We start from the raw sequence: 21,840 nt of genomic DNA, 5'->3' as shown, positions 1-21,840 counted from the left end.
GCCGACGGGCTTTTCCTTTGCCGCCTCCCGGTGCAGGATGGCGGCCATGACAAATCTCGTGATGATCCCCGCCTTCGGCTGTGACGAGCGGCTCTATGCCGACCTGGCACCCCTGCTTCCGTCGAATGTCCTGAGTTCCACGCTCATCGCCGATGCCGATGACTTCGCCGGCTGCGTCGAACAGGTGCTGGCCCAGGCCCCGCAGGATTTCGTGGTGCTGGGCACCTCCTTCGGCGGCCGCGTGGCGCTCGAGACGGCACTCGCGGCGCCTGATCGGGTGAAGGGCCTGGTGGTGATCGGCTCGGGGCCGGGGCCGGTCGCTGATCCGCGCGCCGGCCAGCGCCGCGTCGAGCGCCTGAGGGCGGGCGAGTGGGAGCAGGTGGCCGCCGAGATGGGCGAGATGATCGCCCATCTGGACGGGCCCCACGGCCCTGCCGCGCGAGACTGCTTCATCGAGATGTGTGCCGCCGTCGGCCCTGACGTGATGACGCGCCAGGCGGAGGCGCTGGCCCGGCGAGGCGACCTCTGGCCGAGGCTGAAGGAGATCGCCTGCCCCGCCCTCATGCTGTGGGGGGTTCATGACCAGTTCTCCCCCGCCGCCGACGGCCTCAGGATGTCGGCGGCGATCCGCAACGGGCGCTACGTGGAACTGGCCGCGTGCGGGCATTTCCCGACGCTCGAATACCCCGACGAGACCGCCGCCGCGATCGACCACTGGATGGAGGACGTGGGCCTCTCGCCTACTGCTTGAGACTTGCCAGATACTCGCCGATGGCGAGGATGTCCGCCTCGGGAAGCTCCGAGATGTTGCGCTGGACCTGTCCCATTCCGCCCGAGGAAATCTTGTCGTAGCCCATGATCTCGCCATATTGCAGGGCTGACGCGATGTCCTTCGCATCCTTGTAGCGGCCGCGCTCGATCAGGCCCCTGAGGCTCGGCACGCGTCCTTCGCCCTCGGGATGGGGCCCGCCGGCGAAGGCGCGGGAGGTGTCGAGCGCCATGAAGAGGTTGCGCGGGGTGTGGCACTCGGCGCAATGGCCGGGGCCGTTCACCAGATAGGAGCCGCGGTTCCAGCTGTCAGTCTGCGAAGGCTCAGGCTGCCAGGGCGTGGTATCGAGCCCGATCCACTTCCATAGGCCGATGCCGCGGCGGGTCAGGAAAGCGGCCGGAAGATCGGCCTCGCGCTCCGGCGAGGACACGGGAGGCAGGGTGGCGAGATGGGCCCGGATGTCGAGCACATCCTCCGTCCTCATATGGGCATAGGAGGTGTAGGGCAGCGCCGGGACGAGATGCGCGCCTCCGGGAGAAATGCCGCGCTGCACGGCATTGACGAATGCAAGATCGCTCCATGCGCCGATGCCGGTCTCCGGATCGGGCGTCAGGTTCCTCGGGTAGAAGGTGCCGACCGGCGTCTTGAACGGGGCGCCGCCGGCGGGAATCGAACGGTCCACGTCCTTGAGGTCCGGCCCGGGCTGGTGGCAGGAGCGGCAGCCTGCGGCGGAATAGAGGAGCTTGCCGTTGGCAGCGTCGGGCGTATGCGCCGGAAGTTCCGCCGCCGTGAGCGGCCGCGGCTCGCTCAGCGCCCAGAAGGCCGCAAGCCCCAGCGCCAAGATGAGCGCCAGGGCCGTGAGCGTACGTTTTCTGGAGAAGGTCAGATCCTACTCCTTCGGGCGGCGGAACTTCTCGTGGCAATCCTGGCAGGACTTGCCGAGCGCCGGGAATGCTGCCCTGAAGGCCGCCTCGTCCGGCGCGGTCTTCACCGCGGTGAAGGCCTGACCGTAGGCGGCACCGGCGGCTTCGAAGCCGGCCATGTCGGTCCAGATCTCTTCCTTGGCCCAGGTCTCGACCGGCCCGCCCGGCTTCGTGTCCTCGCCCCACCAGCCGGCCCACCCGGCGCAGGCGGCCTCGGCATCGGCCGTGACCTTGTCGAGGGCGGCCTTGTCGTAGGGCTGCTCGCCCTTGATGATCGGCACGGCCACCTTCATCATCTCGCCATTCGCCTTCATGCAGGCCTGGCGCGCCTTGATGGGGCCCTCCTGCGCCATTGCCGCCGAAGCGAGCCCCAGCGTCAGAGCCCCGGCCGTCAGCACTCCCAGAATGACCTTCGACATCCTCTGCTCCATCCTTCCCTTGCTTGTGCGATCGCGTGATCCGCCCCCGGCATACTATGCAGGGATAATGTCACTTATCTCATCACAATTTGGTGTCCGGCGGAAGCCGCCGGTAAGCCGGCGTTTACGCTGCCCGAAAACCGCCCGCTTGGAGCCGCGGGCGCGCCGCAAGCCACGCGCATGAATCGCTCCGCAGCGGATGAATACGGGATGAATGCCCCGTTCCGGAGGGGTTAAGCCGGAGCGGTTTAGCGTGTCCTTAAGTTCATGCGAATAACGTGATGAGTGAAATGGACGAGACGAGGACCGCGACGATGAGCCAGGCTCAGGCACAAGAGGCACGGCGGCAGCCGAGGGCGAAGCGGGCGATCAGCCCGGAGCTGAGCGAGATCCTTCACATGCTGAAGTCGCTCGAAGCGGAACTGGCGCTGAAGAAGGCAGGCTGAAACCAGGCGCAACGGCTGGAACGTGGAGCAGGGCGGGTTTTCCCGCCCTTTGCCGTTTCTCGGGGGACTGGCGCTCAGCCCCGCAGCGCCGCGACCGTCTCCCGCGCGGAGGCGATGAGCTGGCCCAGGGCCTCGTGGCGGGCAGCTTCCGAGCGGGCGCGCCGCACCTTTTCGGCTGCCCAGCCGAGGCGGCGTGCCGCAAAGGTGCGGCCCAGCGTGCCGAGCTTCTCCGCGAAGACGAGGAGAGCGCCGTCGGACCTGCCCGAGCGCACGTGCTCGAGCTGATTGATGCAGACTTCGATGTCGCGGCAGGCCACGTCCGAGAGCTGCCGCCAGATCGGCTGGGTAATGCCGCAGCGCAGTTTGCCGAACTGCGCCTCGTCCATCAGCGGTGGCATGCTTTCGGCGGCATTCGCCTCCGGCATGGGCTGGCAGGAGAGTGCCGCCTTGACGGCCTCATGCAGCTCGTTGCGGTTGGCGGGCTTCGGGAGCGCGATGTCGAAGGTGTCGCGCCAGTCTCCGGTGCGCACCGAATCGGCGAGGAAGGCGGAAAGCGCCATCAGCGGCGTTCCCGCGACGGCTCCGCCCATGCTGCGGATCGAGCGTGCCGCGGTGATGCCGTCCATGATCGGCATCTCGATGTCGAGAACGATGACGTCAAAGGGGCTTTCGGAGGCGCTCTTCACTGCCTGCTCGCCATGCACCACGGCCTCGACGTCGCAGCCCATGGCCTTCAGCATGGCGGCCGTCACGATGCGGACCGGATCGCAATCCTCGGCCAGCAGGAGCCGCGGACGGCTGCCGTCCGAAGCACGCAGGCTCAGCGATTTCTTCTCCTTGCCGCATATGCCCGCCGCTGCCTGTGCCATCACCCGACCTGACCTCTTCCCACGGGTTCAGACGCTAGCGGTCAATGGTTTTCAATTGGTGATCTGGCCGTGCCGCGACGGCTTATGGTTAACTCTGAATGTATGCTCCTACTTGGTGCCGAACATGCGGTCGCCCGCATCGCCGAGGCCCGGCACGATATAGCCATGATCGTTAAGGCACCTGTCCACCGCGGCGGTGTAGATCGGAACGTCCGGGTGCTGGCTGGCCACGCGCCGCACGCCTTCGGGCGCGGCAAGAAGGCAGACGAGGCGCACGTCCTTCGCACCCTTCTCCTTCAGCTTGTGAATGGCATAGGAGGTGGAGTTGCCGGTGGCCAGCATCGGATCGACCACGATGACGGGGCGCTCCTCGATGTCCGCCGGCACCTTGAAATAATATTCGACGGGCTGCAGCGTCACCGGATCGCGATAGAGCCCGATGTGCCCGATGCGTGCCGAGGGCATCAGGTCCAGCATGCCTTCGAGCAGGCCGTTGCCGGCGCGGAGGATCGAGACGATGACCAGCTTCTTGCCCTTGAGGATCGGCGCCTCCATCTCGGCGAGCGGCGTCTCGATCGTCTGCGTCGTCATCGGCAGGTCGCGCGCAACCTCGTAGGCGAGCAGCAGGCTGATCTCGCGCAGCAGCTGCCGGAACACCGCCGAGGGCGTGTTCTTGTCGCGCATCAGGGTGAGCTTGTGCAGGACCAGCGGATGATCGACCACCACGAGTGACTTCGGAAGATCCGTCTCTGCCACGGCTTTGCTCCTCTCCTGTTCGGGGCCCGTTTTGCGGAAAGCCTCCCCCGAATTCAAGCCTGCGCGGCACTCATCCACGGTTTTGCGCGTTTCCTCCCACACGGGGGCTTGATCCGGAACCGGGGGTTGCCTATATCGGTAACGAATGTCGTTACAGAAAGGAAGACGCCATGGCAGGAACGGCCCCCATTCCGGCGGGAACCCGCATCGGGCATGTCCATCTCAAGGTCTCGAACCTGCAGCGGGCGCTCGACTTCTATTGCGGCGTCCTCGGTTTCGAGCTCCAGCAGATGTATGGCCGGCAGGCCGCCTTCGTGTCCGCCGGCGGCTATCATCACCACATCGGCCTCAACACATGGGAGAGCGAAGGCGGTTCCCCGCCGCCGCCGGGCACCACCGGGCTGTTCCACGTCGCGATACTTTACCCCACCAGGACCGACCTCGCCGGCGCGCTGAAGCGGCTGATCGCCAGCAAGGTGCCGCTCGACGGCGCCTCCGACCATGGCGTCTCCGAGGCGCTCTATCTGCACGATCCCGATTTCAACGGCATCGAGCTCTACTGGGATAAACCGGAAGCGCTCTGGCCGCGTAAGCCCGACGGCAGCCTCGCCATGGTGACCCAGCGCCTCGACCTCGACGACCTCCTCAACACGCAACACTGAAGGAAAGACTGATGACGAAAGTTCTCGTGCTGTATTATTCCGCCTGGGGCCACATGGAGCAGATGGCCTATGCCGCCGCCGAGGGGGCGAAGGAGGCGGGTGCCGAGGTGGACGTGAAGCGCGTTCCAGAGCTCGTGCCCGAGCAGGTGGCCAAGTCCGCCTTCTACAAGCTCGACCAGAAGGCGCCGATCGCCAAGCCGGAGGAACTGGCGAACTACGACGCAATCATTTTCGGCTGCGGTACGCGCTACGGCACGATGGCCGCACAGATGCGCAATTTCATCGACCAGACGGGCCCTCTCTGGGCGAAGCAGGCACTGCTCGGCAAGGTGGGCTCGGCCATGACCTCCTCCGCCACCCAGCATGGCGGCCAGGAATCAACGCTTCTCGGCTTCATTCCCACAATGCTGCACCATGGCATGGTCGTCGTCGGCCTGCCCTATACGTGGGCGGGCCAATCCGGCGTTGACGAGATCCGCGGCGGCTCGCCCTACGGCGCATCGACCGTCACCAATTCCGACGGCAGCCGCCAGCCCGCCCAGCACGAACTGGACGGTGCTCGCTACCAGGGCCGCCACGTGGCCGAGGTCGCAGCGAAGCTGGCCAGGGCGTAGGTCGCCTCACGCCCCACGCCTTAACCCATCATGGCCGGGCCTCGACCCGGCCATGTTCGTTGGGGGAAACGAATAGACGCGCTGGCCCGATCCCGCGCGTGCCGGGGCGATGGGTTCATCCCGCCGCCTTCAGGGCCTTCGGCAGCTCTTCGGCGAAAAGGCGCAGGTCGTCCGCGGTTCCGGCGGTGATGCGGATGCAGCGGTTCAAGGGCGCAACGCCTGGCATGCGCACGAAGATGCCGGCGGCGGCCAGCGCCTCGAGCACGCGCTTGGAGTGATCGCCGCCGCGGCCGCAATCCACGGAGACGAAATTGGTGGCCGAGGGAAGCGGCGACAGGCCGTTCTGCCGCGCGATGGTGGCGATTTCATTTCGCGCGGCGGCAACCTGCGCCACGACGCGGCGGAGATGCTCCTGGTCGGCGAGGGCCGCGATGCCCGCGGCCTGTCCCATCCGCGTGACGCCGAAGTGATTGCGGATCTTGTCGAAGGCGCGGATGAGATCCTCGTGACCGATGCAGTAGCCGAGCCGCATGCCGGCGAGCCCATAGGCCTTGGAGAAGGTGCGGAAGCGCAGCACCCGGGGGTTCGAGACATCGAGCGGCGGCAGCGTGCCCTCGGGCGCGAATTCGCCATACGCCTCGTCGAGCATCAGGAACGTGCCCGCGGGAAGCGCGGAGATCATTCCGCTCACCGCCTCCTGATCCCACCAGCCGCCCATCGGGTTGTCCGGGTTGGCGAAGTAGAGGAGCCGCGCCTTCTCCCGCCTTGCGAGATCGATGAGCGAGGCGGGGTCTTCCCGGTCTTCGACATAGGCCGTGGTGACGAGCCTGCCGCCGAAGCCGTTCACATGGAAGTTGAAGGTGGGGTAGGCGCCGAGCGAGGTCGCGACCGTGACGCCGGGCTCCACGAAGAGGCGCACGGCATGTCCGAACAGCCCGTCTATGCCCTCGCCCACCATCACGTTGGACGCTGAAACGCCGAGGTGCCGTGCCAGCGCGGCGCGGAGTTCGTGGTTCTCCGGGTCGCAATACTTCCACATCTCCGGCGCCGCCTCCCGCATGGCGGCGATCACCTGGGGCGAGGGGCCGAAGACGCTCTCATTGGCGCCGATCCGCGCGCGGAAGGCCCTGCCGCTCCGCCGCTCCAGCGCCTCGGGCCCGACGAAGGGCACCGAGGAGGGAAGCGTCTCGACGAGCGGCGTGAAGGGCAGCGGCATCAGACGTATTTCCGCCAGTCATGCTCCTCCCTGAAGCCCAGAACCTCGCGGATCTTGCGGTTGGAGAGCGGCGCTTCATGGCCCTTGAGCTCGCGCTTCAGCGGAATCTGCGGGCAATGCGCCTTGAGGAATTCAGCCGTGGGCTCCTTCGTCGTGATGCTGTCGTTCACCGCGTTGAAAACCTGGAATCCCAGCCCGTCCTTCTCGATGCAGAGATGCACGATCTGGCCGAGGTCGCGCGCGTCGATGTAGCTCCAGGCATTGCGCTTGCGGCTCATCGGCTTTTCGAGGAAGCCCCTGAACATCCGATATTCATGCGGCTCGATGACGTTGCCGATGCGCAGCGCATAGATGTCGGCCCCGTAGCGCATGGCGAAAGCCCTGGCGGTCTTCTCGTTCACCAGCTTGGAGAGGCCGTAGGAATCCATCGGGTCGATGTCGTAGTCCTCCTCCAGCGGGAAGTGGTGGTAGTCCTTGTCGCCCTCCGCGAAGCACACGCCGTAGGTCGTCTCGCTCGAGGCGATGATCACCTTGCGGATGCCGAGCTTCATCGCCGCCTCGATGACGTTGTAGGTGGAGACGGTGTTGACGGCGAAGGTGGTGTTGTCCGGATTGATGAGGACGCGCGGCACGGCGGCGAAGTGGACGACGGCATCGGGCACGTTCGGCACCTTGCCGCGGTCGTAGCCCTCGAAGCCGAAATGCATGGTGAGCGCGTTGAAGACCTGGCCCGAATCCGTCACGTCGGCGATGAGCGTGTTCACCCCCGCGCAATCGAGCGGCTTCAGGTCGACGTTGAGGATGTCGTAGCCCCTGTCCCTGAGCAAGGGAACGACATGCTTGCCGGCCTTTCCCGAGCCTCCGGTGAAGACGATGCGCCTGGTCATGTGAGAAGCCCCTCCGTTGTCGTGGTCCCCGCTTGTTAGGAGACCGCGGTGAGGCTTGCAAGGGCCGCGGGTTGTCCTAGCCGTGCTTCGTCGAGGGCTGTGCCGGCTCGCCGTCGGCGAATTCGCGCGCCCGGCTCATCTGCGCCTCGGCGTGAATTTCACCGCTCTCTTCCGGCATCACCACCGGAACGACGAGGCATAGGCTCTGGGTGGGGAGCACGTTGCGCCAGTCGGAGATGAGCTGCCGGTAGGCCCGCCCGACATTGCGGATGTTGCGGTCGAGATCATAGAGGCCGAGCGGGTTCACCCGGTTGTTGCGGTGGCGGAGTGCCGTGTCCCAGTCCACCTGGTCGGTGAGGCTGTACCACGTGAAGCCCACGATGGGCACGCCGTTGTTGCGCACCCGGAGCACATTCGCCCATTCCTTCCACAGCCAGTTCACCGCCTCCTGTCCGGAATGGCCCTCGACGTGGTTGGTTTCGGTGTGCATCACCGGCAGGCGGTAGCGATCGAAGTACTGTCGCGTGATCTCGTCGTAGCCGAACACCTCTCCCGCCGGCCGCACATGGCCGTCGGCGCGCACGCGGTGCTCGTTGGTGACGTAGTAGTCGTTGCCCATGATGCAGTGCTGCTTCAGCCGGTGCGAGAGGAAGAAACGGTATTCCTCGCGCGTCATTCCGTTGTCGAGCAGGAAGTCGTAGACCTCGCTGTCCACGCGGCGGCCGTAATTGAGGTCGAGCGGCAGGAAGCGGAGCGAGTTCAGGTGCTCGGCCGGGCCGATGGCGGCAGGATTCTCCGCGTGGAAATACTCCGATGATTCCGACTGGATGAAGATCGCATCCGGCCTCACCTTCAGGATCGCCATCATGGCGAGCACATTGGCCTTGACGATGTGCTTGATGGCGGTGACGTAGCAGTAGTCGGAGGTTTCCTGCTCGTTCCACCAGCCGTAGCGCGCCGAGAAGGTGGCGCACACGAACATCTCGTTCACCGGCGTGTAGAGCTGCACCCACGGGAAGCGCCGCGCGAAATCCAGGGCGTACCGCTCGAAATGGGCGGGAAAATCGGGGTTCTGGAAATTGCCGAGCCAGTCGGGCAGTCCGAAATGGCAGAGATCGACGATCGGCGTGATGCCGAGGCGCTTCAGTTCCGCGAATGTCTCGTCGGCGAAGCTCCAGTCGTAGCGCCCCGGGCCCAGGAAGGTGCGGTGGATGGGCGGCCCGTAGCGCAGGAAGCCGATGCCCATCTCCTTCACCAGTGCGAAGTCTTCCCGCCAGCGCTGGTAATGGAAGCAGCTTTCCATCTCGTCCACCCGCGTGCGGCCGTGGTCGATGGTCGGGTTGCTGTTCTCGATCCCGGTGCAGAACATGAAGGTGGTGATGGCCGGACTCCTCCTCTGGCGCGCCCGCACCAGAACGTGACGGGAGGGCGATGGTTTCACGCCCTCAATGCGCCAGCCCCGGCGCGGGGCTGGGCCAGACCGTTTCCTCCTCCTCCGGAGAGGCCGTGATGCGTGCGAGCGGCGCGTCGATGGTCCAGCTCACGCCCTCGGGCGGGAAGGCGAGGCTGACGCGCCCCTGCAGCGCCACCTCCGTGAGGTGGGCGATGAGCTTGGTGCCGAAACCGCTGGCCGCAGGGGCTTCGACCGCCGGTCCGCCGCTTTCCTGCCAGCTCATGTGGAAGCGCCGCTCGGCCCCCTGAGCCGAGATGCGCCAATCGATCGCCACGCAGCCGTTCTCGCCGGAGAGCGAGCCATATTTGCCGGCATTGGTGGCAAGCTCGTGGAGCGCCATGCCGAGGGCCTGGGCGGCTGCCGGCCGCAGTTCGATGCAGGGGCCCGAGAACACGATGCGCTGTCGCACCAGGTCGCGGAAATGCGAGAGCTGCGAGGCGACGAGGTCGGAGAGCTCCACACCCTGCCAGGCATTGTTGACGAGAAGGTCGTGGCTGGCGGCGAGACCCTGGAGCCTCTCGCTGAAGCGGTGCGCGAAGCTGCGCGGCGATCCCTTGGCGGAGGTCTGGTGCGCGATCGACTGCACCACGGCCAGCATGTTCTTGGAGCGGTGGTTCACCTCCGCCATCAGGAGCCGGATCTTCTCTTCGCTCCGTTTCCGCTCGGTGATGTCCTGCACGACCCCGATCATCCCGGGGGGCATGCCGTTCTTGCCATAAACGGGGCGGCCGCGCGCCGCCACCCAGGCGCGGGTGCCGTCCGGCCGCAGCACCCGGTATTCGATGGTGTAGTCCTCGCCGCTTTCGAGCGATGCCTTGACCGCCTTCACCGCCAGTGGCGCATCCTCGGGGTGGAGCAGCCTCTGCAGCCTGCGCCAGGTGAGGCGGGGGCTCTTCACGACGCCGAAGATGGCGCAGGCCTGGTCGGAAAAATCCAGCCGGTCGGTTCCGGCATCCCAGCTCCAGTGGCCGAGCTTCGCGGCAGCGAGCCCGATCTGCAGCCGCTCCTCGCTCATGCGCAGCTCTTCCTCGTAGCGCCTTCGATCGCTGATGTCCTGCACCGTTCCCAAGAGGCGCGTCGCCTTGCCTCTTTCGAAGAACACGCGGCCGGTCGCCATCAGCCAGCGGCGGCGCCCGGTGTGCCGGTGGATCACCCGGTACTCGGCCCGGTATTCGCCCCCGCTTGCCGGGTCGGAGGCCTTCTCCAGCGCCTGCCGAACGGCCGGCCTGTCATCGGGATGGATGCCGTTCATGAACACCGTGTCGGTGATGACCTCCTCCGCGGATGCGCCCCAGAGCTCGCGGATCCTCTCGTCCCACACGCAGTTCCCGGTCTCGAAATGATAGTCGAAGATGCCGAGCTGGGCCGCCTCGCGCGCGATGCGGAAGCGGGCCTCGGCGTCACGGAGTGCTGCTTGCGCCTCCACCCGCGCCGTCACGTCCTGGGTGAGGATCACCACCTCGCGCATGGTGCCGTGCTCGTCTGTGAGGGGGTAGGCCGTGGCCTCCACCCAGCGGCTGCGCCCCTCGCCCACCGAGACTGCGGCGTCGTGCCGGATCGGCGGCGTGTGCGTGACCTCCCCCGCGAAGGCACGGTTGAGGAGGTCGCGGATCGGGCCCGATTGCAGCTGCGGATCCTGGAAGACGTTGTAGCGGCGCATGGCTTCGGCCGAAACGCCGAAGGTTCGCTCGAGTGCGGGGTTCACGGCAATCGTCTGGCCCTTGCCGTCCAGCACGTGCACCATCAGGGGAGACTGCTCGAACAGCGCGCGGAACCTCGACTCGCTTTCGCGACGCGCCTGCATGGACTTGGTCGTCTCGGCGACGAGGCAGAGAACGCCGCCCACCCCCGAGGGTGCGCGGGCATCGTGGATCGGGCTGCGGCTGTAGGTCCACCATGCCTCTTCGACGGCACCGTTGCGGCGGATGGGGATCATCCGGTTTTCATGCCAGATGCTGTTCCCGCCATGCAGCACCTCGCGGATCTCGGCGGAAACGATGTCGTGCGATTCCGGCCAGGCTTCCTCCGCGCTCAATCCCAGGATCTTCGGATGCTTCTCCCGCCCGAGGAGGCCGGCATAGGCATCGTTGTAGAGGAACGTGAGTTCCTCGCCCCAGGTGATCGCGGCGGGATGCCTGGTGCCGAGCATGATGCCGACGGCGGTCTTCAGGCCATCCGTCCAGTCCCGAATGGAGCCGAGGGGCGTTGCCGACCAGTCGTGACTGCGGATGAGGTCGCCCATCTCGCCACCGCCCACCGGCCATGCGCCTTTCGATACCCCCATGTTGCGTCCCCGCGCAGGTCCCCGTCGGGCAGCAACGCCGCGGGGCACACTTCGGTTCCACCTGACCGATAGCTCCGCTTGTGTTCGGAAATTTTAATCCATGCCGGTGGGCGGTGGAACCGGTTCCACTCTTTCCCGTTGCGGCAGCACGCGTGCTGACGCGACAGTCAAGACGCCCGGAGGAAATACCAGATGCCGAAGGAAAAAACCCTCGAGGACCTCTTCCTCGATACGTTGAAGGACATCTATTACGCGGAAAAGCGCATCCTCAAAGCGCTGCCGAAGATGGCGAAGGGCGCGGAAAGCCCCAAACTCAAGAAAGGTTTCGAAAAGCACCTGGCGCAGACCGAAGGTCAGGTGGAACGGCTCGAGCAGGTGTTCGAGATCTTCGGCCAACCCGCGCGCGGCAAGAAGTGCGAGGCGATCGAGGGCATCATCGCCGAGGGCGAGACCATCATGAAGGAGTTCAAGGGCACGGCGGCGCTCGATGCCGGCCTCATCTCTTCCGCCCAGGCCGTGGAGCACTACGAGATCACGCGCTACGGCACGTTGCGCCGCTGGGCCGAGATGCTGGGCAAGCGCAATGCGGCCTCGCTGCTCGACCGTTCGCTGAAGGAAGAATCGCAGACCGACGAACTGCTCAACATGATCGCCGAACAGGCCAATACGAAGGCTCGCAAGCCTTCCGGAGGAAAGGCGAAACGCGCCTCCACTTCCCGTTCCCGCAGCCGTGGGAAAGCGTCGGCCGGAGCTTCCGAGGGAGAAGCCATGACCGGACGGGAAGAAGGCGAAGAAGCCTCCGCCTGACGAACCTGCCCCTGCGGGCGGCCGTCGCCCGCAGGTCTTTCCCGCCCTCTGCAACTGTTGCCTGCACGCAACAGTCCTGCCCTGGATTTGAGATTGCTGCAGGTTGAGCTTTTCAGCCCGTGCGGTCCCTGTAAGACATTCTCATCGCAGGGGACCCCACATGAGACAAGAGTTGCTGAAATGGCTCGGCGTTGGCGTGGCATGCTGGCTCGCCGCCGGGCCCTCGCTCGCCGCCGACGTTCTGCCGCCTGAAGCGGAGAGCGGATGGGATTTCACCGTCGCAGCCTATCTCTGGGCTTCGGGCATCAATGGCGAAACCGGCGTTCTGGATCAGCCCCCCGAGGACATCGACGCCAGCTTCTCGGACATTCTGGAGAACCTGGATTTCGCCGCAATGGGCCTCGCCGAGGCGCGGAACGGGCCGTTCGTGCTCGGCATGGACCTCACCTATGTGAAGCTCGGCGCCGAAACCGGGCTCCCGGAAGGCGCACCCGCGGAGGAGATCGACATTTCCGTCGCGACCTGGATGGTCACCGGCTATGCCGGCTACTCGATCGTCGATGCCGAGTCCTTCCGTCTCGACCTCGTGGGCGGCGCGCGGCTGTGGTCGCTCGATACCGAGTTCAACTATGACGGCGGCGCACTCGACGGCATGACTGACAGCGACGGCGCGAGCTGGGTGGACCCCGTGGTCGGCGCCAAGATGCGCCTCGACCTGATGCCCGACGTCTATGTGACGGCCTGGGGCCTGGTCGGCGGCGGGCTGAGCTCCGGCTCGGAGTTGATGTGGGATGTCATGGCCGGCGCCGGATACGACTTCACCGACTCCTTCTCGCTCTTCGCCGGCTACCGCGCGGTGAGCGTCGACTACAGCGACGACGGTCTCGTCTACGACATCGTGGAGCAGGGCCCGATCCTGGCCGCTGCTTTCCGGTTCTGATTCGCCCGGCAGGGTTCCTGCTGATGCCACGGAGACCGGTTCTTGCCGCCCTGGCAATGTCGTGCGCCGTGCAAACGGTTGCGGCAGATGAGTCGCAGGATCTCGCCAAGCAGCTCGTGAACCCGGTGGCAGCGCTCATCAGCGTTCCGGTCCAGGGCAACTACAATCGCGGGCTGGGCCCCGAGGGCGAGGGCGAGCAGGTGTTCTTCAACCTCGAGCCGGTCGTACCCTTCGCGCTGGATGAGGACTGGTACCTGATCTCCCGGACGGTCCTCCCGGTCTTCCTGAACCAGCAGAAGGTTTTTCCGGGCGCTGGCGGCAAGGCTGGCTTCGGCAACACGGTGCAGAGCTTCTTCCTCTCTCCCAGCCGCACGGTGAACGGGATCACCTGGGGCGCCGGGCCGGCATTTCTGCTGCCAACCAGCACCGACGTCCAGTTTGGGCCGGAAAAATGGGGGGCAGGGCCCACCGGCGTCCTGCTGTGGCAAGGCGGCGGGTGGACGGTGGGCGCGCTCGCCAACCACATCTGGTCGTTTGCCGGGGCTGATGACGAGCCGGACGTCGACGCAACCTACCTCCAGCCCTTTGTCGCCTACACCACCGCGGACGCCTGGACGTTCCTGCTCAACACGGAATCGACCTACGACTGGCAGGCCGAGGCATGGTCGGTGCCGGTGAACGCCAGTATCTCCAAGCTGGTGAAGTTCGGCAACCAGCCCGTGAGCCTCTATGGCGGCTTGCGGTACTGGGCAAGCACCCCGAAGGACGCCGGGCCCGAAGGCTGGGGCGCGCGCTTCGGCGCCACATTCCTGTTTCCAAAGTGAACACAAAGCCTCTAAGGAGGCTCCCGAGAGGATGAATTGAAACCCGCGAACGTCATAGCAGCCCTTCTGCTCGGCCTGCTGCTTGCCGCCTGTGCCGGGCCGACCGTGGAGTCGCTGCGCGATCCCGTGCCCGAACCGCTCGTCACGCGCTCGGCAGTCCCCGGCTATTCGAAGATCCGCTACTGGGGCGACAACGGCGACGGGCTGACACCCGCCGTCATCGCGGAGATCGCGGCGCAGCAGAAGGCCTCGGGCTACAATCCCGCGGAGCGCAATTTCCTCGCCGTTTCCGGCGGCGGCAGCAACGGGGCCTTCGGCGCGGGGCTCCTCTCCGGCTGGACGTCGTCCGGCACGCGCCCGGAATTCACCGTCGTGACGGGCGTCAGCACCGGCTCGCTCATTGCGCCTTTTGCGTTCCTGGGGCCGCCCTACGACCGCTACCTCACCGAGGCCTACACCGAAATCTCCGGCGAGGACATCTACAGGAGGCGGGGCTTCCTCGGCGTCATCGGTTCGGATTCCGTCGCCGACAACACGCCGCTGCGCAATCTCGTCTCGCGCTATGTGACCGACCAGATGCTGGCCGACATCACGCGCGAGCACAAGCGCGGCCGCCGGCTTCTGGTGGGCACCACCAACCTCGACGCCGAGAGGCCGGTGGTGTGGGACATCGGCGCCATCGCCTCGAGCGGCGTGCCGGGCAGCAAGAAGCTGATCCAGGACATCCTCGTCGGCTCGGCCTCGATTCCCGGGGTGTTTCCGCCCGTGAAGATCAAGGTCGTGGCCGACGGCCAGACCTTCGACGAGATGCACGTCGACGGCGGCACCAGCAACCAGGCCTTCATGTTCCCTTCCAACTTCTCGCTGCGCGAAACCGACAAGCAGCTGAAGCGGGCGAAGGTCAGCCGCACGCTCTATGTGATCAGGAATGGCAAGGTCACGCCGGAATTCAGCAAGGTGAAACCCCGCCTCGCCGCGATCGTCGGCAAGTCCATCAGCTCCCTGATCAAGAACCAGGGCATCGGCGATCTCTACCGCATGTACACCAATGCCCAGCGTGACGGCATTGCCTTCCGCGCCGTTTGGATCCCCGACAGCTTCACCCTGACGGAGCCCCGGCCCTTCGACCCGGCCTTCATGCGCGCCCTCTACGATGTGGGCTACCAGATGGGCCGCAACGGCATCGACTGGGCGACCTCGCCGCCCTGAGGATCGGAGCAGCACCGGCTGAAAACCGGTATGTCAGGATTCTGTCATCCAGCCTGCGGCAACCTTTGCGGGATCAATCCGCCCGAATCGGACGGGCGTGATCATATGATGGGGCAAACAGATGCAGATGGCGGACAACAAGAACCTGGGAAGCGTTCCCGACACCTCGATGATCGTGCTTTTCAAGAGCCTCGTCGGATTCCTCACCAACGAAGCCCAGGGGCGCGGCTGGGCCGATGTCACCGAACGGCTTCACGAGGTGGAAAGTGCACTCGCGGTGCGCCGGCCGCACAAGCGCGGAAGCTGACATTGCGATCCGCCGCAGGCACCTTCCTGCAACGAATGCTTCATTTCTTCTGAGGGTGAAATAATCGTTGCAATTCCACGGCAGTTGCGCCAGTTTTTCCTCTCAAGGACCTGCAGAGTCCGGTGGCGACGGGAGGGTGAGTGTGGCGCTTCTCGAGGTGCGCAACGTATCGAAGAGCTTCGGCGCGATCCGCGCCTTGAACGACGTGAGCTTTTCGATCGAGCCGGGCGAAGTGGTCGGGCTGATGGGCGACAACGGCGCCGGCAAGTCCACCATGGTCAAGCTGGTCGCCGGCAATTTCCCCCCGACTGAAGGCGACGTCCTGGTCAACGGCGAGGTCTGCCACTTCCACAAGCCGATCGAAGCCCGCGCCAAGGGGATCGAGGTCGTCTACCAGGACCTCGCGATCGCCGACAACCTGACGGCCGCACAGAACGTCTTCCTGGGGCGTGAGATCACCAGGGGGGTCTGGCCATTCCGTGTCCTCGACAAGCAGGCGATGATCGACCGCTCGGCCGAACTCTTCGCCGAACTCAAGTCGGAGACCCGGCCGCGCGACCTGGTGCGCAAGATGTCCGGTGGCCAGCGCCAGGCGGTGGCGATCGCGCGCACCCGGCTTTCCAAGGCGCAGCTCGTCCTCATGGATGAGCCCACCGCTGCGATTTCCGTGCGCCAGGTGGCTGAAGTCCTCGAACTGATCCGCCGCATGAAGGCCCAGGGCGTGGCGGTGATCCTGATAAGCCACCGCATGCCCGACGTGTTCGCCGTGTGCGACCGGATCATCGTGCTGCGGCGCGGACAGAAAGTGGCGGACAAGCACACGCCCCAGACCTCCCCCGAAGAAATCACCGGCCTCATTACGGGAGCGATCCGTGCAGCCTGACACCGCTTCGGCGCCCCAGAGCGGGCACGCCGCCATCTCGGATGTGGTGAAGATCAAGGAGCAGACGCTGCTCCAGCGGGTATTCTCGAGCCAGGCCTTCTGGGTCACGGTGGCGCTTTTCCTGCTCGTCGTCATGATGGCCGCGCTCGAGCCCTCCTTCGGCACCGTGGACAATGCCGCCAACATCACCCGCAACTTCGCGCCCTTCGGCATCATGGCGCTCGGCATGACGGTGGTGATCATCACCGGCGGAATCGATCTTTCCGTGGGCTCCATCATGGGCCTCGTCGCCATCGTGGCGGGCCTGTTCCTCACCTGGGAGTATCCCTGGTACGTCGCCTTCGCGATGGGCCTCCTGACCGGCCTCGTCTGCGGCGCGGTGAACGGCTTCTTCGTCGCCTATGTGAACATGCCTTCCTTCGTGGTCACCCTCGGCATGCTGTCGATCGCGCGCTCGCTGGCCGTCGTCTTCTCCGGCAACCAGATGCTCTACAAGTTCGGCCCCGATGCGCCGATCGTGAAGGCGATCGGGCAGGCGCGCTGGCCGGTGCAGAGCGAGGGCGACTGGATTCCGGACTGGATTCCGCAGCTCTCCTCGCACTTCTGGGTCATGGTCGTGCTGTCGCTGTGGGTGGGCTACGTCTTCAACTTCAAGGCCTGGGGCCGGCATCTCTTCGCCATCGGCGGCAACGAGAACGCCGCGCGTCTCACCGGCGTGCCGGTGGACTGGATCAAGTTCCAGGCCTATGTCTTCTCCGCCTTCACCGCGGCCATCGCCTCTCTGCTCCTCCTCGGCTACAACGGCTCGGCCATCAACGCGATGGGGCAGGGCTATGAGCTCCGCGTGATCGCCGCCACGGTCATCGGCGGCGCCAACCTGATGGGGGGCGCGGGCACCGCCTTCGGCGCCGTCGTCGGCTCCGCCTTCCTCGAGGTCATCCGCAATGCGCTCCTGATGGCGGGCATCGATTCGAACTGGCAGGGCGCGTTCGTCGGCGCCTTCATCATTCTCGCGGTGCTCCTGGGTCTCCAGAGCGGCGGCAAGTCCCTGATTGCCGCAACGCTCGACCGGGTCCTCCCCAGGAAGCACCGCTAGGAAACCCGAATTTCACTGCGGGAGAGAGAACAGTGAAAACCAAATGTGGAGGAAAAGTGCGATGAAGAAATTCCTGATGACCGCGGCGGTGGCACTGGGCGCCATGACCATGGCGGTCTCGGCCGCCCAGGCGAAATACACTTTCGCGCTGGTGCCGAAGAACATGAACAACCCCTTCTTCGACCAGGCCCGCGACGGCTGCAAGAAGGCGGAAGCGGAATCGAACGGCGCCTTCGAATGCATGTACATCGGCCCCGGCGAGCATGGCGGCGGCGACGAGCAGGTGGCCATCGTCCAGGATCTCGTGGCCAAGAAGGTGGACGGCATCGCCGTGTCGCCGTCCAACGCCGCGGCCATGGCTGTGGCGCTTCAGGCAGCCAAGGAAGCCGGCATTCCCGTCCTCACCTGGGACTCGGACCTGCTCCCCGAGAACAAGGATCTCCGCGTCGCCTACATCGGCACGCACAACTACGAGATCGGCACCAATCTCGCCAAGCTGATCAAGGCGATCAAGCCCAATGGCGGCACGGTCTGCATCCAGTCCGGCGGTGCGGCCGCGGCCAACCACAATGAGCGCATGCAGGGCATCCGCGACGAGCTCTCCGGCACCAAGTCGGCTGCCTCGCCGGGCGACCCGCTGACCGGCCAGGGCGGCTGGACCGAGGCCGAGGGCTGCCCGCTCTACACCGACGACGACTTCCCGCGCGCCGTCCAGCAGTTCGAGGACTTCATGGCGAAGAACCCGAACGTCGACGCCTTCGTGCCGACGGGCGGCTTCCCTCAGTTCATCCCGGACGCCAACCGCGCCGCGGTGGGCAAGTACAAGGACAAGATCGCCTCGAAGTCGCTCGCGCTCGTCGTGGCCGACACGCTGCCCGTGCAGATCGAGCAGATGAAGGAAGGCCTGTCGCTTGGCCAGGTCGGCCAGCGGCCGTTCGAGATGGGCTACAAGACGATGAACGCCCTGCGCGACATGAAGGACGGCAAGGCGCCTCCGGCCGATCCCACCTATACCGGCCTCGACATCTGCACGCCCGAGACTGCCGACACCTGCATCGCGAAGTAGGCTCGCAGGCGCATCCTCACCTCGGAAGGCAGGGCGTCAAGCCCTGCCTTCTTTGCGTTCCGGAGGTACTCCTTCGCCTCCGAACGTGCTAAACCTGCCGCATCCTTCGGTAAGGGAGATCAGGATGGAGCAGCCTGGAGGCGAGAGGCAGGACCGCGCGGGGCCCGCCGCGCTGACGGAAAAATTCGCCCTGCTTCTCCTGTTCAGCCTGCTTCTGGCGGGCGTCTATCTCGTGCTCAAGCCCTTCGCCATCGGTCTCGTGTTCGGCTGCATCCTGGCGATTGCCGCCTGGCCTGTCAGGGCCTGGCTGGTGAGGGCCGGGCTTTCCGGGACGCTCGCAGCAGTGATCATGCTGGCCGCACTGCTGCTCTTCGTGCTTCTTCCTGTCGTGCTGTCCGCCCCCGGGCTCGCCCTCGAGGTCAAGGCGCTCGTCGAGCGCGGCTCGGCATGGCTTGCGACCTCGCCGCAGCTGCCGGCCTGGATCACCGGGCTTCCCTTCGTCGGCGGCAAGCTCGCCACGCAGTGGGAGGCCATCCTTCACCAGACGCCAGAGGCGCAGGCGATGCTGGTTTCCTATGCGGAGCCCCTCCGGAAATTCCTCACCGACGCAGCGGTGGGCCTTGCCAGCAGCGTCGTGCATCTGGCCGTCGCACTGATCGTCGCCACCAGCTTCTGGGCAGGCGGTGGCGCCATCGTGCAGGTCCTGCGTGACAGCCTGGCGCAACTGGGCGGAAGCAAGCTCGCGGATCTCACCGACGTCGCCGGCAACGCGGTGCGCGGCGTCTTCTATGGCATCGTGGGCACTGCTGCGATCCAGGGCGTCCTCATGGGCCTCGGCCTCCTGATCGTCGGGGTCCCCGGCGCCGCACCCCTGGGCTTCGTCACGCTCATCCTGGCCATCAGCCAGTTCGGCGGGGTTCTCATCAACATCGTGTGGGGCGGGGCGGCCTGGTGGCTCTATACCACGTCCGGCACCGGACTGGCTTTCTGGTTCGTGGTGGTGTGGGGCATCTTCGTCACCTTCGTGGACAACCTCCTCAAGCCCCTGCTCATCGGGGCGCGCATGAAGTTGCCGATCATGCTCGTGATCCTCGGCGTCTTCGGCGGCTTCATCTCCTTCGGCTTCCTCGGCCTCTTCATCGGGCCCACGCTGCTGGCGGTGGCCTATGACCTGCTGGCCGCATGGCGGGGGCAGCGCCTCGCCGCGGAAGAGTCCCCGCCTGCAGCCTGACCCCTCGCCGCCTGCCGGCCGGAACCGTCGTTCCGGCCTGCTGTTGCCGTGCTTTGGGGAGCTGGTGCGGGGAGCGATTTTCTCCCGGCACGGAACGAAGCGCGCTTCCTGGAGTTGAAGTCCCGTCAGCATGAAACAGCACCGAGGAACGAGATGGCGACCACCCATGGCGACTCCCTCACGGATCTCGAGAGGCAGGCTGAGAGCAGCCGCGCCGAACTCGCCCAGACCGTCGACGAATTGCACAACCGCGTATCTCCCCAGACGCTCAAGGAGGACATGCGCAACTACGCCCGCGACCGCAGCCAGCACATGCTCCACAGCATCGAGGCGCGGGCGCGGGAAAACCCGCTCCAGGCCGTGGCGATCGCCGCCGGCATCGCCTACCCGCTCTGGCGGCTGATCGGCAGCGTGCCGGCCCCGCTCCTGATGATCGGCGCCGGGCTGGCGCTCTCGGGCCGCGGCAACAGCCATCGGTCCACCAGCCTCGGCGAGGGTTACCAGCGCCCCGGCGATCCCGCGCACCTCCATGGCGAGGAAGGCGGCTCCATCGCCGCCACTGCCAAGGAGAAGGTGAGCAACATCGGCCACCAGATCTCCGAGAAGGTGAGCGACACCATCAGCAGCGTGCGAGACATGGCCACGGATGCGAAGACCACCGCCTCCGACATGTTGCACGATACCTACCGCAGCGGCGGCGAGGCCGCATCCGGCGCGATGCGCCAGGCCAGCGACAGCTATGTTCGCACCCGCGAGACGATGGGAGAGACCATCGAGCGCTATCCGCTGCTCGTCGGCGGCCTCGCCTTCGCGATCGGCAGCCTCGTCGCCTCCGCCCTTCCCGTGACCCGCCAGGAAAACCGGCTCATGGGCCGTACGAGCGAAGAGGTGAGGCGCCGGACGCAACAGGTGGCGTCTGAGGGCCTCGACCAGGCCAAGACGGCGGCCCGCAACATCTACGAGACTGCGGCGGCCGGCGTGAAGGAGGAGGGCCTGAGCCCGGACGTCGCACGCGACACCGTCCGTGCCGCCTCGGATGCCGTCCGCGACGCCGTCGACCAGACATTCGAGAACGGGACGATGAGGCAACCGAAGCCGCGCCCCGGGCGTTCTCCGCGCAACCAGACGAACTGACATCGGGAGATCAATGACATGAACAACAATGGCAACACGCAGCATTCCTCCTTCGGCTCGGGCATGGGCGATTCCCAGCAGGGCATGGGCGGCGCGATGGAAGAGCCCGGTTCCGGCCAGGGCTTCGGCGAATCCGGTGGAATGTCGGGCGGCATGAAGAACGTCGCCTCCAAGGCCGGCGAGAAGCTCATGAACACGGCCGAGCAGCAGAAGCGCGCCGGGGCCGACTTCGTGACCGACATGGCGGGATCGGTTCGCCGCGCGGCCGGCGAGTTCGAAGAGCAGATGCCGCAGGCCGCTCACTACATCCGCTATGCCGCCGATCAGATGGAAACCATGTCGGACTCGCTCCGCCGCCGCGACATCGGCCAGATGATGGCCGACGTGCAGTCCTTTGCGCGGCGTCAGCCCACGGCCTTCCTCGGCATGAGCTTCCTCGCGGGCTTCGCCGCCGTTCGCTTCCTGCGCAGCGGCTCTCCGGCTTCGGCGCAGAGATCGTCAGGCGGCGAGAGCGGCATGTGGGATGACGAGGAGGCCGTTGACACCGGCCGCTACGGTGCGCCCCAGGCCGGCGAGACCCGTTACCCGGGTTCCGGCAGCGGCATGTGAGGCACGCCATGGCATCGGTCTACGAAAACCGCCGCATGGACGAGCGGCCGCTCGACAGCAAGCCGGTCTCGGAGTTGATCTCCGACGCTCTCCAGCAATTCTCCCGCCTGGTGCGCAGCGAGGTAGCCCTCGCCCGCGCCGAGGTGTCGGACAAGGCCAAGCAGGCCGCGCGGGGCAGCGCCATGCTCGGGGTCGCGGCGGTCGTCGCCCTTCCCAGCCTCTTCCTGCTGATGATGGCGCTCGCCGCCTTCCTGGTGGAGATGGGGCTTGCGGCTTCGCTCTCCTATCTCATCACCGCGGTCATCGGCTTCATCATCGCCGGCATTCTCGCCAAGGTCGGCTTGAACCGCCTGAGGGCTGACGCCCTCATGCCGAACCGCACGATCAACCAGCTTCATCGGGATGCAGCCACGATGAAGGAACATATTTGAGGCCA

23 protein-coding genes and 1 pseudogene are annotated in these 21,840 nt (G+C 66.0%); 16 read left to right on the top strand and 8 right to left on the bottom strand.

Features of this window, described 5'->3' with window-relative positions; all coding sequences use genetic code 11:
* The first annotated feature begins 46 nt into the window (after nucleotides 1–46).
* Entirely contained in the window at nucleotides 47–751 is a 705-nt protein-coding gene (locus ACK4HL_RS09975; protein WP_409759480.1) for an alpha/beta fold hydrolase, read from the top strand.
* Here the strand turns inward: ACK4HL_RS09975 and ACK4HL_RS09970 are convergent.
* Nucleotides 741–1,610, bottom strand: coding sequence for a hypothetical protein (locus ACK4HL_RS09970; protein ID WP_409759477.1), 870 nt, complete (start codon nucleotides 1,608–1,610; stop codon nucleotides 741–743). The genes ACK4HL_RS09975 and ACK4HL_RS09970 overlap by 11 nt on opposite strands.
* A 48-nt stretch (nucleotides 1,611–1,658) precedes the next feature.
* Entirely contained in the window at nucleotides 1,659–2,111 is a 453-nt protein-coding gene (locus ACK4HL_RS09965) for a c-type cytochrome (protein ID WP_409759474.1), read from the bottom strand.
* A 281-nt stretch (nucleotides 2,112–2,392) separates the two neighbouring features.
* Here ACK4HL_RS09965 and ACK4HL_RS09960 point away from each other — a divergent pair, with 281 nt between their 5' ends.
* Entirely contained in the window at nucleotides 2,393–2,557 is a 165-nt protein-coding gene (locus tag ACK4HL_RS09960) for a hypothetical protein (RefSeq protein WP_409759471.1), read from the top strand.
* A gap of 74 nt (nucleotides 2,558–2,631) precedes the next feature.
* Here the strand turns inward: ACK4HL_RS09960 and ACK4HL_RS09955 are convergent, their stop codons facing one another.
* Nucleotides 2,632–3,426: a response regulator gene (locus tag ACK4HL_RS09955; protein ID WP_409759468.1), complete on the bottom strand. Its 795-nt coding sequence runs from the start codon at nucleotides 3,424–3,426 to the stop codon at nucleotides 2,632–2,634.
* A 108-nt stretch (nucleotides 3,427–3,534) separates the two neighbouring features.
* Nucleotides 3,535–4,182: a uracil phosphoribosyltransferase gene (upp, locus tag ACK4HL_RS09950; protein WP_409759465.1), complete on the bottom strand. Its 648-nt coding sequence runs from the start codon at nucleotides 4,180–4,182 to the stop codon at nucleotides 3,535–3,537.
* Between the two features lie 170 nt (nucleotides 4,183–4,352).
* Between upp and ACK4HL_RS09945 the strand changes: the two genes are divergently transcribed.
* Together ACK4HL_RS09945 and wrbA are read left to right on the top strand one after the other, a co-directional pair.
* The gene (locus ACK4HL_RS09945; protein ID WP_409759462.1) at nucleotides 4,353–4,844 is read left to right on the top strand and encodes a VOC family protein; all 492 of its coding nucleotides are present in this window, start codon (nucleotides 4,353–4,355) and stop codon (nucleotides 4,842–4,844) included.
* 11 nt (nucleotides 4,845–4,855) lie between these two features.
* Complete coding sequence (gene wrbA / locus ACK4HL_RS09940) at nucleotides 4,856–5,458, top strand: NAD(P)H:quinone oxidoreductase (protein WP_409759459.1); 603 nt, start codon at nucleotides 4,856–4,858, stop codon at nucleotides 5,456–5,458.
* A gap of 115 nt (nucleotides 5,459–5,573) precedes the next feature.
* Here the strand turns inward: wrbA and ACK4HL_RS09935 are convergent, their stop codons facing one another.
* The 4 genes from ACK4HL_RS09935 to ACK4HL_RS09920 form a co-directional block, all read right to left on the bottom strand.
* Nucleotides 5,574–6,674: a pyridoxal phosphate-dependent aminotransferase gene (locus tag ACK4HL_RS09935; RefSeq protein WP_409759456.1), complete on the bottom strand. Its 1,101-nt coding sequence runs from the start codon at nucleotides 6,672–6,674 to the stop codon at nucleotides 5,574–5,576.
* A complete protein-coding gene (locus ACK4HL_RS09930; RefSeq protein ID WP_409759453.1) occupies nucleotides 6,674–7,561 on the bottom strand; it encodes an NAD-dependent epimerase/dehydratase family protein in 888 nt (295 codons plus the stop codon). The genes ACK4HL_RS09935 and ACK4HL_RS09930 overlap by 1 nt, the downstream gene beginning before the upstream one ends.
* Before the next feature lie 76 nt (nucleotides 7,562–7,637).
* On the bottom strand, nucleotides 7,638–8,942 hold the full coding sequence (locus ACK4HL_RS09925; protein ID WP_409759508.1) for a family 1 glycosylhydrolase: 1,305 nt from the start codon (nucleotides 8,940–8,942) through the stop codon (nucleotides 7,638–7,640).
* Between the two features lie 64 nt (nucleotides 8,943–9,006).
* Complete coding sequence (locus ACK4HL_RS09920) at nucleotides 9,007–11,298, bottom strand: PAS domain S-box protein (protein ID WP_409759450.1); 2,292 nt, start codon at nucleotides 11,296–11,298, stop codon at nucleotides 9,007–9,009.
* Between the two features lie 192 nt (nucleotides 11,299–11,490).
* On the opposite strand from ACK4HL_RS09920, the pseudogene ACK4HL_RS09915 reads away from it, so the two are divergent.
* The 12 genes and pseudogenes from ACK4HL_RS09915 to ACK4HL_RS09860 form a co-directional block, all read left to right on the top strand.
* A pseudogene (locus ACK4HL_RS09915) lies at nucleotides 11,491–11,976 on the top strand (ferritin-like domain-containing protein); the annotation flags it as partial.
* A gap of 289 nt (nucleotides 11,977–12,265) precedes the next feature.
* A complete protein-coding gene (locus tag ACK4HL_RS09910) occupies nucleotides 12,266–13,045 on the top strand; it encodes a hypothetical protein (protein ID WP_409759447.1) in 780 nt (259 codons plus the stop codon).
* 23 nt (nucleotides 13,046–13,068) lie between these two features.
* Nucleotides 13,069–13,869, top strand: a complete 801-nt coding sequence (locus ACK4HL_RS09905; protein WP_409759444.1) for a transporter — start codon at nucleotides 13,069–13,071, stop codon at nucleotides 13,867–13,869.
* A 36-nt stretch (nucleotides 13,870–13,905) separates the two neighbouring features.
* On the top strand, nucleotides 13,906–15,078 hold the full coding sequence (locus ACK4HL_RS09900) for a patatin-like phospholipase family protein (protein ID WP_409759441.1): 1,173 nt from the start codon (nucleotides 13,906–13,908) through the stop codon (nucleotides 15,076–15,078).
* Nucleotides 15,079–15,205: 127 nt separating this feature from the next.
* Entirely contained in the window at nucleotides 15,206–15,385 is a 180-nt protein-coding gene (locus ACK4HL_RS09895; protein WP_409759438.1) for a hypothetical protein, read from the top strand.
* 142 nt (nucleotides 15,386–15,527) lie between these two features.
* A complete protein-coding gene (locus ACK4HL_RS09890; protein WP_409759435.1) occupies nucleotides 15,528–16,268 on the top strand; it encodes an ATP-binding cassette domain-containing protein in 741 nt (246 codons plus the stop codon).
* The gene (locus ACK4HL_RS09885; RefSeq protein WP_409759432.1) at nucleotides 16,258–17,364 is read left to right on the top strand and encodes an ABC transporter permease; all 1,107 of its coding nucleotides are present in this window, start codon (nucleotides 16,258–16,260) and stop codon (nucleotides 17,362–17,364) included. The genes ACK4HL_RS09890 and ACK4HL_RS09885 overlap by 11 nt, the downstream gene beginning before the upstream one ends.
* Nucleotides 17,365–17,425: 61 nt before the next feature.
* A complete protein-coding gene (locus ACK4HL_RS09880) occupies nucleotides 17,426–18,430 on the top strand; it encodes a sugar-binding protein (RefSeq protein ID WP_409759429.1) in 1,005 nt (334 codons plus the stop codon).
* A gap of 124 nt (nucleotides 18,431–18,554) precedes the next feature.
* The gene (locus ACK4HL_RS09875) at nucleotides 18,555–19,661 is read left to right on the top strand and encodes an AI-2E family transporter (RefSeq protein WP_409759426.1); all 1,107 of its coding nucleotides are present in this window, start codon (nucleotides 18,555–18,557) and stop codon (nucleotides 19,659–19,661) included.
* Between the two features lie 153 nt (nucleotides 19,662–19,814).
* Nucleotides 19,815–20,795 carry a DUF3618 domain-containing protein gene (locus tag ACK4HL_RS09870; protein WP_409759423.1) on the top strand — a complete coding sequence of 327 codons (981 nt, stop codon included), beginning with the start codon at nucleotides 19,815–19,817 and terminating at the stop codon, nucleotides 20,793–20,795.
* 18 nt (nucleotides 20,796–20,813) lie between these two features.
* A complete protein-coding gene (locus ACK4HL_RS09865) occupies nucleotides 20,814–21,404 on the top strand; it encodes a YtxH domain-containing protein (protein WP_409759420.1) in 591 nt (196 codons plus the stop codon).
* A gap of 8 nt (nucleotides 21,405–21,412) precedes the next feature.
* Nucleotides 21,413–21,835, top strand: a complete 423-nt coding sequence (locus tag ACK4HL_RS09860; RefSeq protein ID WP_409759417.1) for a phage holin family protein — start codon at nucleotides 21,413–21,415, stop codon at nucleotides 21,833–21,835.
* Nucleotides 21,836–21,840: the final 5 nt, after the last annotated feature.

Origin of the sequence: Aestuariivirga sp. (genome assembly GCF_046294715.1) — a bacterium.
Taxonomy (GTDB): domain Bacteria; phylum Pseudomonadota; class Alphaproteobacteria; order Rhizobiales; family Aestuariivirgaceae; genus Aestuariivirga.
The sequence above is the reverse complement of the archived record's forward strand: the minus strand, read 5'-3'. Positions and strand labels throughout refer to the sequence as shown.